11 protein-coding genes and 1 other annotated feature are annotated in these 12,471 nt (G+C 55.1%); of the genes, 1 reads left to right on the forward strand and 10 read right to left on the reverse strand.

Going from position 1 to position 12,471, the window contains the following annotated elements:
• Positions 1 to 39: 39 nt before the first annotated feature.
• Complete coding sequence (locus ACI48J_RS17665; RefSeq protein WP_405079524.1) at positions 40 to 366, reverse strand: rhodanese-like domain-containing protein; 327 nt, start codon at positions 364 to 366, stop codon at positions 40 to 42.
• 215 nt (positions 367 to 581) lie between these two features.
• Positions 582 to 818: a binding site (T-box leader), on the forward strand.
• A 57-nt stretch (positions 819 to 875) separates the two neighbouring features.
• Here ACI48J_RS17665 and serA point away from each other — a divergent pair.
• Positions 876 to 2,459 (forward strand): phosphoglycerate dehydrogenase, encoded by a 1,584-nt coding sequence (gene serA / locus ACI48J_RS17670; protein WP_326051910.1) that lies wholly within the window; start codon positions 876 to 878, stop codon positions 2,457 to 2,459.
• A gap of 304 nt (positions 2,460 to 2,763) precedes the next feature.
• Here the strand turns inward: serA and ACI48J_RS17675 are convergent, their stop codons facing one another.
• The 9 genes from ACI48J_RS17675 to ACI48J_RS17715 all read right to left on the reverse strand — a co-directional run bounded on the left by ACI48J_RS17675 (position 2,764) and on the right by ACI48J_RS17715 (position 12,361).
• Positions 2,764 to 4,632, reverse strand: a complete 1,869-nt coding sequence (locus ACI48J_RS17675) for an ATP-binding protein (protein WP_405079525.1) — start codon at positions 4,630 to 4,632, stop codon at positions 2,764 to 2,766.
• Position 4,633: 1 nt separating this feature from the next.
• Entirely contained in the window at positions 4,634 to 5,347 is a 714-nt protein-coding gene (locus ACI48J_RS17680) for a response regulator transcription factor (RefSeq protein ID WP_016423993.1), read from the reverse strand.
• Between the two features lie 54 nt (positions 5,348 to 5,401).
• Positions 5,402 to 6,661, reverse strand: a complete 1,260-nt coding sequence (ccsB, locus tag ACI48J_RS17685) for a c-type cytochrome biogenesis protein CcsB (protein WP_326051908.1) — start codon at positions 6,659 to 6,661, stop codon at positions 5,402 to 5,404.
• Entirely contained in the window at positions 6,658 to 8,325 is a 1,668-nt protein-coding gene (locus tag ACI48J_RS17690; protein WP_326051907.1) for a cytochrome c biogenesis protein ResB, read from the reverse strand. The genes ccsB and ACI48J_RS17690 overlap by 4 nt, the downstream gene beginning before the upstream one ends.
• A gap of 35 nt (positions 8,326 to 8,360) precedes the next feature.
• Positions 8,361 to 8,906 (reverse strand): thiol-disulfide oxidoreductase ResA, encoded by a 546-nt coding sequence (resA, locus tag ACI48J_RS17695; RefSeq protein WP_326051906.1) that lies wholly within the window; start codon positions 8,904 to 8,906, stop codon positions 8,361 to 8,363.
• A 61-nt stretch (positions 8,907 to 8,967) separates the two neighbouring features.
• Positions 8,968 to 9,714 carry a pseudouridine synthase gene (locus ACI48J_RS17700; protein ID WP_326051905.1) on the reverse strand — a complete coding sequence of 249 codons (747 nt, stop codon included), beginning with the start codon at positions 9,712 to 9,714 and terminating at the stop codon, positions 8,968 to 8,970.
• A 300-nt stretch (positions 9,715 to 10,014) separates the two neighbouring features.
• Positions 10,015 to 10,551, reverse strand: coding sequence for a spore maturation protein (locus ACI48J_RS17705; RefSeq protein ID WP_405079526.1), 537 nt, complete (start codon positions 10,549 to 10,551; stop codon positions 10,015 to 10,017).
• Positions 10,552 to 10,558: 7 nt separating this feature from the next.
• Positions 10,559 to 11,158, reverse strand: coding sequence for a nucleoside recognition domain-containing protein (locus ACI48J_RS17710; RefSeq protein WP_405079527.1), 600 nt, complete (start codon positions 11,156 to 11,158; stop codon positions 10,559 to 10,561).
• Positions 11,159 to 11,185: 27 nt separating this feature from the next.
• Positions 11,186 to 12,361, reverse strand: a complete 1,176-nt coding sequence (locus tag ACI48J_RS17715) for a D-alanyl-D-alanine carboxypeptidase family protein (protein ID WP_405079529.1) — start codon at positions 12,359 to 12,361, stop codon at positions 11,186 to 11,188.
• Between the last annotated feature and the right edge of the window lie 110 nt (positions 12,362 to 12,471).

A 12,471-nucleotide genomic window follows, 5' to 3' on the forward strand; every position in this document is an offset into this window, starting at 1 on the left:
CGTCACACCTCTTCTAAGGCAAGACCGGAACGGCGGCTCCTAATCGTAGGCAAAACCGCGCAGCATCGCCAAAGCCGCCATGCCGCCTTCGACATTGACCAGCTTGTCCGGATCGAAGCCGTTTCTCTCCAGATAACCGCACACCATCTCGCTGCGCACACCGTGCGCGCATACGACATACAGGTCGGCGTCACCGGCCAGTTCGTCCAACCGCTCCGGAATGGTATTCATGGGGATGAGCTCCGGCTCTTCCAGATGGTAGTAGTCCCATTCGTACGGCTCGCGGACATCGACAATTCGAATCCCCTTAAGCGTCTCCGGTTGTTCCAAAAGTTCAAGAAATTTTTCGGGCGCAATATGTTTCATGCAGGCTTCTCCTTTTTTTACATGCGCTTACATGTGGAAAATTTTCGTAATAACTGAAGAATAGCGAATATTTTATCCGAATACAAGAGTAATAGTACGGATTTATCACCCTATTTGGCGTTTCGTTTGTTAAAACGGCGTGAATATTCGGGTAACCCTATTGACACGTTGCCGGGGCCATGTTACATTAAGTGAAACTTACCGACATATACCACGTTAAAGCGTTGACGGAGACACGTATGTATGGACAGCCTTTCAGAGAGCCGATGGTTGGTGGAAATCGGCAGGACGCATGCATACCAAGCACTCCGGAGCATTGAACCGAAGCGAAAGCCGCAGGCTCAATCGGCAGAACCCGTTATCGTTCAGGTCCCGACACGGACCAATAAGGCCTTGCGTGAGAACGCCGGGTGAAGTAGGGTGGCACCGCGAAGATAACTTTCGTCCCTTCATACGGGTTACGTATGAGGTTCGGGAGTTTTTTTATTTCCCAAGAGGAGGCTATATACATGTTTAAAGTACTTGTATCGGATCCGATCAGCGATATGGGGATCCAAATGCTCTACGACGCAAGCGATGTTGAGGTAGACAAGAAACCGGGATTAAGCGAAGACGAGCTTGTTACGATCATCGGCGAATACGACGCCCTTCTCGTGCGCAGCCAGACCAAGGTTACACCGCGCATCATGGAAGCCGCGCCTAAACTGAAAGTAATCGGCCGCGCGGGTGTCGGCGTCGACAACATCGACCTCCAAGCGGCAACCAAGCACGGCATCGTGGTGATCAACGCGCCGGACGGCAACACGATCGCAACCTGCGAGCATACTTTCGCGATGATGATGTCGGTAGCCCGTTCCATTCCGCAAGCCTACAAAAAGACGGTCAGCGGTGAATGGGACCGCAAATCGTTCGTCGGCGTCGAACTCCGAAACAAAACGCTCGGCATCATCGGAATGGGCCGTATCGGAAGCGAAGTAGCCAAACGTGCCAAAGTATTCGGCATGAATGTCATCGGCTACGATCCGTTCCTGACGGAAGACAGAGCGGAGAAAATCGGCGTCAAGCTCGGAACGGTCAACGATATCGCGGCCGCAGCCGACTTCATTACCGTCCATACGCCGCTGACGAATGAAACGCGCCATATCGTAGGGCCGGCTCAATTCGCCATCATGAAAAAAGGCGTCCGGATCATCAACTGCGCACGCGGCGGAATCATTGACGAGAACGCCCTCGTGGCCGCAATCGACAACGGCACTGTAGCCGGAGCCGCGTTTGACGTATTCGAGCAGGAACCTCCTCAGGCGGGCCACCCGTTCCTGAACAATCCGAGCATCATTGTCACGCCGCACTTGGGCGCATCAACCATTGAAGCTCAGGAAAACGTAGCCATCGACGTCTCGGAAGAGCTTCTGCATATTCTGCGCAACGAACCGTTCAAAAATGCCGTGAATATGCCGCCAGTGCCGGCTACCGTAATGAGTAAACTGCAGCCTTACTTCAACCTAGGGGAAAAGCTCGGTCTTATCGCCGGTCAGCTTACCGAAGGACCGGTCAATGAAATCGTCGTCAGTTACTCCGGCGATCTTGCCGACGTGGACACGAATCCGTTGACCCGTTATATCGTCAAAGGCGTTTTCACGCAGCATCTCGAAGGCATCAATCTCGTTAACGCCATGCATATGGCCAAATCCCGTGATATTAACGTCACGACGCAGCAATCGTCCACGACCGGAACATTCACCAACCTGGTGACGATTACCGTTAAATCCAAGCAAGGCGACCGTACGCTGGCGGGTACGCTGCTGGCCGGTTACGGCGAGCGCATCGTGCGCATCGATCAATACCCGGTGGACTTTGCGCCGGAAGGCTCGCTTCTTCTCATCTCGCATAACGACAAACCCGGCATTATCGGCCGCGTAGGTACGCTGCTCGGAAGCAATGACGTGAACATTGCGACCATGCAGGTAGGCCGTACGGTCGTCGGCGGATCGGCGATCATGGTTCTGACCATTGACAAGACCGCTCCGAAAGAAGTTATTGCCGAGTTGGAAAAACAGCCGGAAATCGTCAACGTTCGTCAGCTGGGCATTTAAGCACTTCTCGGCCGATTTATCCCGATCCGGCGCTTGCAGCATACATCAAGGCGCCGGATCCTTCTTATCCGGCCTGCGAAATGTTTCACGAACAACAAGATTTAATTCGTTTTTTCAACAAAAAAGGCGGAAAGCGGCTGAATGACTCAGCAGGCTTTCCGCCTTTTGCATGTAATCGTGCAGAGTTCGGGCCGAAGCTGTCCGGAGATTTTTACGGTCTGCTCCCTCCGCTCCCGTGTCGGCTCTAATATCCCCCTCTTCGTCGTTAGAGACGTTACGGCGGACTAAACGGACCGTGAGTGCCTTAGCACTCTTTGCACGGCAGGACGATGGTAAACGTCGTCCCGTGCCCGAGCTTGCTGCGCATCGTGATCGTTCCCTGATGGGCGTCCACGATGTTCTTGACGATGGCCAGTCCCAATCCCGTGCCGCCGGTCGCTCCCCGTGTCCGAGCTTTGTCCGCTTTATAGAAGCGCTCGAACACGTAAGGGACATCTTCGGCCGGAATCCCCTGGCCTTCGTCCGTCACTTCCAGCTTGCAGCCGGGAGAAGACTTGTACGCGTAAGGCTCCGCCTTAATCGTAATCGTCTTCCCGCCCGGCGTATGCCGGAAGGCGTTGTCGAGCAGGTTGGTCAGCACCTGCTCGAGCCGGTCCTCATCCGCCGTACAAACCAGCTCCCCTTGCGGGAGCTCGAAATTCAGGCGGATGTCCTTCTCCCTCGCCAGGACCGTAAATTTGCGGTGCATCCGTTTCACGAGCCCGCCGATATCGGTCCTGTTGAAGTTCATCTCGAGATGCCCCGCCTCCATGCGGGCCAGATCGAGAAGATCCCGGACGAGGCGGCCCATCCGCAGCGCCTCGTCATAGATGACCTGAGCGAGCTCCTTGCGCTCCTCGGGGGACCCGGCGATGTCGTCGAGCAGCGCCTCGCTGTAGCCCTGCACCATCGACAACGGCGTGCGCAGCTCGTGCGAAACGTTCGCGACGAAGTCCTTGCGAAGCTTGTCGAGCCGGAACTCCTCCGTCACGTCGCGGAGCACGGCGACGGCGCCGCGTACCCCGTCGCGCGAATGCAGCGGCGTCATCGCGACGGACCAGACCTCGTTCTCGACGTGAAGCTTGTCGGTCTGCTCCCGCGCCTCCGTCACCACTTGATGGAACATAGGCTGCAGCGGAGCCGGAATATGACGGTCGAGCGGCAGAGGAAGCGCAGCCGGAACGCCCCCGTTGACGGGCGGCCCGTCCGGGTTCCAGGAGAGTTCTTCCCACTCCTGGATGATTTTGTCCCCCTGCGGGTTCGTCACAATGACTTTGCCGCCGGCATCGAACGTCATGACCGCGTCGGTCATGCTCCGGAGAACGCTGGAGAGGTTCTCTTTTTCATGCCGCAGGGCTTTCACGTTCTCTTGAAGCTCTTCTCCCATCACGTTGAACGATTTGGCGAGCTCCCCGATCTCGTCGGAAGACAGAATCGGAACTTTCGTGCCGTATTCCCCCCTGGAGATTCTTCCAGCCGCATCTTTGAGCTGAAGCAGCGGCCGCGTGATCCGGTAGAACAGGAAGAACGCGAACACGGTCGTCATCAGGAAGCCGATAATCGAAACGATTACGAACAGCCGGAATACGTCCCACTGGGTAGCTTCCAGGGATTTCAGGGATTGATACAGGACGATAGCGCCCTGCGTATCTTTGACCCCTCCGTCCGGCGTGTGATAGAGCGGCACGGCCACGGCGATGTAATCGTTGCGCTGGTTGATTTTACCCTGCTTGTTGTAGGGGATTCGCTTCTCCAGCATCTGGCCGTTCAAGACGGATTTCAGTTCCGCCTCCGAAAAAAAGTCGGCCGCTTTAAACCGGAGAAGCTCCTGGTTCTTGCCCTCCCCCGACGGATTCAATTCTTTCAGATCCATATCCAGCGCAATCATGCGCGCATCCTGAAGTTCCAGGAGCTGATTGGCCATCCTGTAAAACTCTTCGTCCTGCAGATGAAGGGCGGCTCCGTTCGAATAATCGCCCGCAAGCTGTTTCAAATTGTGGACCTGATCCTCGGACTGGGAAAAATATTGTTCCAGCGACTGCACGAGAAACACGCCGAGCGTGATCAGAATAACCGCCACAAGGCCGATAATTGTCAGCCACAGCTTGCCGACTACGCTGCGCAGGCTAAACACGTTACTTCGGCACCTCTAGCTTGTAGCCTACGCCCCAGACCGTCGTAATCATCGCAGCCGCTTCCGGCGATACTTTGTTGAGCTTTTCGCGCAATCTTTTCACATGGGTATCGACCGTACGCAAATCCCCGAAAAATTCGTAATTCCAAACATCTTTAAGCAGCTCTTCCCGCGAAAATACCTTATCCGGCGATACCGCCAGATAATGAAGCAGCTCGTACTCTTTAGGCGTCAGAGCGACTTCCTGGCCGCCTGCCGTTACGCGGTGAGCGTCGTGCTCGATAACCAGGTGCGGAAATACGATATTGTTGCTCGAATTCGCATCCTTGGACAGAAAAGCCGTAGCGGACGAACGCCGCAGGATCGCCTTGACCCGGTAAATCACCTCGCGCGGACTGAACGGTTTCACGACGTAATCGTCGGCACCGACCTCGAACCCGTGAACGCGGTTCGTTTCTTCGCCTTTCGCGGTCAGCATGATCACCGGCGTAGACTTGACTTGGCGGAGACGGGCGCAAACTTCCGTCCCGTCAATCCCCGGCAGCATCAGATCGAGCAGAATCAGATCGAAATCGCGCTCGGTCGCCAGGGTCAGAGCCGTTTCGCCGTCTTCGGCTTCCTCGATGCCGTAACCCTCTTTCTCCAGGTACATCCGGAGCAGACGTCTGATCCGTTCTTCATCGTCTACAACCAGAATATTCAATCTCTGTTCCATGACGTTCACAATCCCTTCCGTCCATAAACGATTGTAGTAAATGATTTGCTAAAATTATACACCCGAATAGGAATGCAGGCCAGCGATGACCAAGTTTACCCCGACCAGCGTAAACATAACCACGATAAAGCCGATTACGGCCAGCCATGCGGATCGTTTGCCCTGCCAGCCGCGGGAAAGACGGAGATGCAGGAATACCGCGTAGAAGAGCCAGACGATCAATGCCCATACTTCCTTCGGGTCCCAGCCCCAGAACCGGCCCCATGCTTTATGAGCCCAGATCATCGCGAAGATGAGGGCGCCGAGCGTAAAAATCGGATAGCCGATCGCGATGGAGCGGTACCCGATCTCGTCAAGGTCCTCCGGGTCCATGCCTTTCATAATAGGTGAAATCGCCTGCCCGATCGGCTTGCGCAGGATCAGTCTGAGCAGCGCATACAGAAGGACGCCGAACAGAACCGTCCAGATCACCGTATTGAACTTCCGGCCGGCATTTTCACCGCTCATCCAGGAAGGCGCCGTGAAGAGCGGCTTGTCCATGCCGAGGAATGTGTCCATTGATTCGAGCGTCGTCTGGTATGGAGCCACGATAGGCGGCAGCACGTAAGTGACGGTCTGGCTTACTTTTTGCTGGGTGCCGTCTTCTTTGGCCAAGATTTGTTCCTTGACGAACTTGGCTTCATAGCCTGCGGCATTGAACGTGAATACGGAAGCGATAAAAGCGATCAGCATAAAAATAATGAGCAGGGTGAATTCCACGCCTCTTTGTTCCTTGCGGTCGGAGGCCGTTTTCCCCTGAAAATTCACCGTCCGGATCAAATACATCAAACCCGCGGCAAAGCCTACAGCGAAGAATGCTTCACCCGCGGCCGCGGTCGTTACGTGGATTTTAAGCCAATAACTTTGCAGCGCCGGAATCAGCGGCTGGACTTCGTTCGGGAAGACGGCCGCGTACGCAATGATGAGCACGACGACCGGCAGAGCAAATACCCCGAGAACCGGGGTACGATAGATGGCGTATACGATAATAAAGGCGATCATGATCATCATACCGAGCATCGTCATAAACTCGAACATGTTGCTGGTCGGAATGTGTCCGCCCCCGTACCAGCGGGTGAAGAAATAAAGAAGCTGGGACACAAGGCCCAAAACGGACAGGCCGTAAGCGGCTCTGCCCCATTTGCGCACATGAACTTCGGGATCCCGGTTGCTCCATGTTTTGCCGGCGATTGAAAGTACAAACACCAGAAAAGCCACACAGTAGATAACAAATGAAACCAGCAGCGCGTTCCCGCTGAAATTTAACCAATTCATGTAGCTTTCCCTCCTTTTTCAAGCGTTTTCTGATCCACGGTAATGCCTGTTTTATCCAGTGCGGCAGCTACTTCCTTGCGGACGCCGAACCAGTTCTTGTTCGTGTGAGCGCCCAGTACGAGCCGTCCGTCGTCGATCCGGAGCCATACTCGGCGGTGCTGCCAGTAGAAGCCCATGATAAGACCGATCATTCCGATCGCGGCCCCGATCCAGATATAAGGGAGCGCACGGTCCGTCCGGATATTCAGGTAAGAGGTATAGGAGGAAAACGTAACGTTTTCCATCGATCCGACAGATAAGTCGAATTTAGCGCCTATTGACCCGTTAATTTCGTCCTGGCGGAACTCCTGCTTGTCTATTTGTCTCGGGAAATAGATGTAAGGCTCGCCGTTTGGAGAAAGCCCCGGCCCCGTAATCTGAAAAATAAATGCAGGCGCTTTCGCTTCATTCGATTTCGTAATAGGCTCCCCTTTGTCGTCCAGGCCGAATTCCGGGAAATATCCCTTCAGCGACAGCTTGTAAGGGCCTGCCTGGTACGTATCCTGAGGATCCTTCATCGGAAGATCGAAGCTTCCGTAAGATTCGCCCGTCTGTTTGTTCGTCAGCGTAGGCTTGACCGAAATAAGCAGCGGCGCTTCCTTATAATCGTATTGAAAAGCGAGAAGGCCTTTGTAATCGAGCGGTTCGTTCACGATAATTTTTTGCCGGTGCACTTCCTGCAGCTCCGGTTTCTTGCCGGGAGTGTCGCAGTCCGCTTTACAGGTGTAGATCACGGCTTCGGTTTCATAAATTTTCGGAACGGCCCGTTCCCTCTTTTTAAACTCTTCGGTCATTTCTTCCGGCTTGTAAAAATCGATGGTGAACTTCTCATTCTTGATATAGAGCGACGTATCGGGAATTTTCTTGATCTCCCCTTCGCGAAGCCCCATATATTCATCCATCTGCCAGCCCGGGAAGCTGCGCATCAGCACGGCCAGCAGAAAAATAATGAGGCCGATATGAAGCACGTAAGGTCCCCAGCGGCTGAACCGGTATTTCTCGGCAAGAAGCGCGGCTCCGTCCGTATGGACGCGGTAATGTTTTTTGCGGAGCTGGCGGGCCATTTGCTCTGTCCATTCTTCTTCGCCGATTCCTTCCGGAACGCGTCCGTCGTAAGAGACCTTCTGGCGCAGCAGGAAGCTGTGATGCTTCTGGATCTTCTGCTTGGAGAGAGCCCGGTACAGCGGAAGAACGCGGTCCAGGCTGCAGATGACGAGCGAGGCCCCGATCATCAGAATAAGCAGCTTAAACCACCAAGATTCGTACGTATGGGATAAGCCCAGCAAATAATACACATGGCCCAGTGTTCCGTATGTATCCTTATAATAAGTGGCAGGGTCTACCTGAATAAAATTGCTTTCCTGCGGATAAATGGTGCCAAGCGAAGAACCGATCAAGGTCAGGACGATAATCGTCACGGCCACCTTCACCGATGAAAAGAAATTCCAGACCCGGTCCAGCCAGGACGGATTTTCCCGCTGGGATCGACGCGCGACCCCATCATATTTCATTTCCAGCGGTTCGTCGGAAAACGCTTCTTCGGTCAGCGGCTTGCCGCACGATTCGCAGAGCAGAGTCCCTACATGGTTCTGGTGCCCGCAATCGCACTTCGTGTTCTGAAACACGCCGCATTCCCCCTCTATGCTGTTGAATGGAAACCTTATTGGCCGCCGCCGGTACCGGCTGTCAGCTTTTTCAGCGTGTCAGCGATAAAAGCCTCGTCCATCTCGCCTTTATGGATCTTCATGACCGTCCCGTCGGGTTTGACGAAGAACGTCGTCGGATATTCCACGACCCCGTACTGTTTCCGTACGTTCTCCTCGTTGTCGAGCAGGATCGGCAGATTCAAATTGTACTGGTCCACGAAGTTCTGAACCGTCACGCGGCTCGTGTCCAGGTTGACCTCCAAGAACTCCACGTTCTTGTCTTTCCAAATGTCGTACTGCTTCTGCAGAGCCGGCATTTCTTTCTTGCAGGGAGGACAGAAGGTTCCCCAGAAATTAATCAGGACACCTTTGCCTTTGTAGTCGGAAAGCTTGTAGGATTTGTTATCGAGTCCGGTGAGTGCAAAGTCCGGCGCTTTGGAGCCCTCGACCGGATATTTTTTATCGTCGGCGGATGTTAAGTTGTTGACGATCGTAAATACACCGATGATAAGAACAATGCCTAAAATGATAATCTGAAGCCATTTTTTGTTCTTTTTCATAGCGAGCACCCTCAAAAATAAGACATAACTATCCTCATTATAACGAAAAAAAAGGCCAAGCTTAGCGGCCTTTTTGAATTTTATGTGACTGCAAGGCCGCATCGCGCAGGCTGTTAATTTCGTCATTGCGCAGGACTCTGTACTTTGCTCTCGGAAGACCGGCAAGCAATAACGGTCCGTATTGTACCCGTCTTAATTTGACCACCGGAAAAGATACGGCATCAAACATTCTTCTCACCTGACGGTTCCGGCCTTCGTAAATCGTAATGGAAATAACGCTCTCATTCTGCTCCGGGCGCACATCGACGTATTCGACCTCGGCGGGAGCGGTCATGCCGTCCTCCAGCTCGATGCCCGCTCTCAATCGGTCGAGAACGGAACCGTGCACAACGCCTTTGACGGTCGCATGGTACGTCTTGGCCACATGATGCCTCGGATGCATCATCAGGTTGGCGAATTCCCCGTCGTTCGTCAGAATCAGCAGACCTTCCGTATCGTAATCAAGACGGCCGACCGGATAGACGCGCTCCTTGATCCCCGGCAGGTAATCGGTTACGACTTTGCGGCCCTTAGGGTCCGCAGCGCTCGTAATAACGCCTTTCGGCTTATTCAGCATCACGTACACTTTCGTCTGCTGCTTAATGGCCCGTCCGTCTACCATTATTATATCCTCAGCGGGATTCACTTTCACGCCAAGCTGCGTGACGACTTCTTCGTTCACGCTCACACGGCCGGCCAGGATCAGCTCCTCGCTTTTCCTGCGGGAAGCTATGCCCGCCTCGGCCAGCACTTTCTGCAATCTCTCCATCCTCAACGTTCACCTCAAAGCTAATGATAACCATCCTTGCGCGAAATCACAAGTTCTCTCCCGGCGAATCCGCAAATGTTTTTCGGGGGATACGGGGCTGGAGCCTCCCTTCCGCCTATCATGGACGGGCGTTGACGGATGCGGGCAGCAACATCGGGAGCTGTATCGGCGGCTTGAGTTGAAAGGTTCTTCTGCTAATCGTTCCCTTAAGCGGAGGAAAATAATCATTTTTTGCCAAAATATAGGCCGGGCCGGACGGTTTCCCCGGAAAACGAAGAAGCCGCCCGATCCGGGCGGTCTTCAGGTAGCGAACACGAGCAGACATATGATGATGGAAGCGATGAAACCCACGACATCGGAAATCAGGCCGACTTTGAGCGCATAGCCGGCTTTGCGGATGCCGATAGCCCCGAAGTACACCGTTATGACGTACAGCGTCGTATCCGTGCTGCCCTGGACCGTTGAAGCGATCCGGCCGACGAGCGAATCCGGACCGAACTGGGCGATGAGATCGGTCGTAAAGGCAAGGGAGCCCGCGCCCGTGATGGGACGCAGGACAACCAGCGGGAGCACCTCCGACGGAACGCCGAGAGCCTGGAACAGCGGCTTCAACCAGCCGAGGGTCAGTTCCAGCGCCCCCGATGCGCGGAACACGCTGATCGCGACCATCATGCCGACGAGATGGGGAATGATTTTGACCGCCGTATCGAAGCCGTCCTTGGCACCGTCCGTGAAAGATTCGTACACGGGCACTTTCCGGTAGGCGGCGTACAGCGGAATGAAGACGATAAGGACCGGGATCGCCCACGCCGAGAGCGCGTTAACCCATTCGTACATCAGCGGCTCATCCTTTCACTGGGGGGCCCGCCGGCAGCCTTCGCCTGTACCAGCGGTCGACGATGATCGCGGCGGCCGTGGATACGATGGTGGCCAGCAGAGTCGTCCCGACGATTTCCGACGGATTCATGGAATTGTAATTCATCCGGATGGCGATCAAGGTCGTCGGAATGAGCGTGATGCTGGCCGTATTCAGGGCCAGCAGCGTACACATGGCAGGGCTGGCCGTATCCTTATGGGGATTCAGCTTCTGCAGCTCCTGCATCGCCTTAATTCCCATCGGAGTAGCGGCATTGCCGAGCCCCAGGATGTTCGCGCTCATGTTGGACATGATGTATCCCAGCGCAGGATGATCCTTCGGAATGCTGGGAAACAAGAAGCGGACGACCGGACGAAGCAGGACCGCCAGCTTGGACAGCAGGCCGGCATCCTCGGCGATCCTCATCATGCCGAGCCAGAAGACCAGCACGCTGATCAGGCCGAAGCAGACCGTCACTCCGCTTTTGGCGCCGTCGAAGGCCGCCTGCGTTACGGCTTCCACGTTGCCCTGGACAGCGGCAACCGCAAAGCCGCTTACGATGAAAAACAACCAGATCCAATTCACCATCGTGTCTTCCTCCTTTCCTGTACTTGCTTACACGCCGGGTGAAAGCATCGCCCGGATGGCTTTGCACAGCGAGAGACTCCATGCGTTCCATGCGCTTACACCCGCATCTGTAGCCTGAAAGCCGAATGCCGCTTTGTCGGCCGCTTTCAGCCTCGGGCTTGCCGGGTCCACCAGCGGCACGGTCCCGATCAGGCGGTCACCCAGCTTAAGCCGGAGAGTCCCTTTTTCGCCGAGACGCGAGTCCAGCGAATCCGGCGGGAACGACTCCGGTTCGGAGGTAACGCGGTCTTTTTCCACGGAGAGCAGCGGGTACGAGAAATCCCTCTCCGCCACATAAGGCGTCCCGTCAACCGCCTGGCCCTTTTGCAACAGAGGAACCAGCGGATAATGCTCAAACCCCCACTGCAGCAGTCTGGTATGGTCCGCCCAGTCATCGCCGTCGTTAAGGGTCACGACGACAAGCTGCTGACCGTTCCGAGTTGCCGATGACACCAGGCACCGCTTGGCCAGCTTCGTATAGCCGGTTTTAACCCCGTCGGCCCCATCGAAAAGACCCAGCATCTTGTTTTTGTTAAACCAGGTGTATTCCCACGATTCGTTCGGGTTCGGCACTTTGATCATCTTCGTCTGGACAATTTCCTGGAAAGTCGGATTTTTCAGGCTGTAAGCCGCCAGCTTCGCCAAATCTTCGGCGCTGGAATAATGATCGGCACTCTCGTCCAGTCCCGACGGGTTCGTGAAGTTCGAGTGATCGAGGCCGATCTGCTCGGCTTTCCGGTTCATCATTACGGCAAAACCTTCCACGCTGCCGCCTACATGCTCGGCTATGGCCGTCGCCGCATCGTTCCCGGAACGGAGCATAAGCCCGTAGAGCATATGCTTCAGGCTCATTTCCTGCCCCGCCTTCAGGTACAAGGATGACCCTTCCTTTCCGGCGGCACGGGTGCTCACTTTGACGATGTCCGTCAGCTTGCTCTCCTCGATGGCCACGATCGCCGTCATGATTTTAGTCAGGCTCGCTATCCTCATCGGCCTGTCTCCCCGCTTCGAGTAAAGCACTCTGCCCGATCTCACGTCGACGAGGGCCGCGGCCTCCGCATTCGTTCCTATCGCCGGGGGTTCCGCCGCCATGGCCGCTGTGCCCAACAAGTTCAGCATGCACAAAAACGCCAGCATACCGGATACCCACATCCGCTTGCTCATATGCCCTTCCTCCCATTGCCCCTCGCATCCGGGTCAAGACTTGTCTTCCCAACAGGGAACTTTGTACAAGTATATGCTTGACCCGTCCGCTTATGACCCGCTTGTCTGAG

It is taken from the genome of Paenibacillus chitinolyticus, from assembly GCF_045038035.1.
GTDB classification, from domain to species: Bacteria; Bacillota; Bacilli; order Paenibacillales; family NBRC-103111; genus Paenibacillus_F; species Paenibacillus_F chitinolyticus_A.

Excerpts from the sequence above, each read along its gene's own strand:
- ACI48J_RS17665 (WP_405079524.1), bottom strand. The coding sequence starts at position 366 with ATGAAACATATTGCGCCCGAAAAATTTCTTGAACTTTTGGAACAACCG.
- serA (WP_326051910.1), top strand. The coding sequence starts at position 876 with ATGTTTAAAGTACTTGTATCGGATCCGATCAGCGATATGGGGATCCAA.
- ACI48J_RS17680 (WP_016423993.1), bottom strand. The coding sequence starts at position 5,347 with ATGGAACAGAGATTGAATATTCTGGTTGTAGACGATGAAGAACGGATC.
- ccsB (WP_326051908.1), bottom strand. The coding sequence starts at position 6,661 with ATGAATTGGTTAAATTTCAGCGGGAACGCGCTGCTGGTTTCATTTGTT.
- resA (WP_326051906.1), bottom strand. The coding sequence starts at position 8,906 with ATGAAAAAGAACAAAAAATGGCTTCAGATTATCATTTTAGGCATTGTT.
- ACI48J_RS17700 (WP_326051905.1), bottom strand. The coding sequence starts at position 9,714 with ATGGAGAGATTGCAGAAAGTGCTGGCCGAGGCGGGCATAGCTTCCCGC.
- ACI48J_RS17705 (WP_405079526.1), bottom strand. The coding sequence starts at position 10,551 with ATGTACGAATGGGTTAACGCGCTCTCGGCGTGGGCGATCCCGGTCCTT.
- ACI48J_RS17710 (WP_405079527.1), bottom strand. The coding sequence starts at position 11,158 with ATGGTGAATTGGATCTGGTTGTTTTTCATCGTAAGCGGCTTTGCGGTT.
- ACI48J_RS17715 (WP_405079529.1), bottom strand. The coding sequence starts at position 12,361 with ATGAGCAAGCGGATGTGGGTATCCGGTATGCTGGCGTTTTTGTGCATG.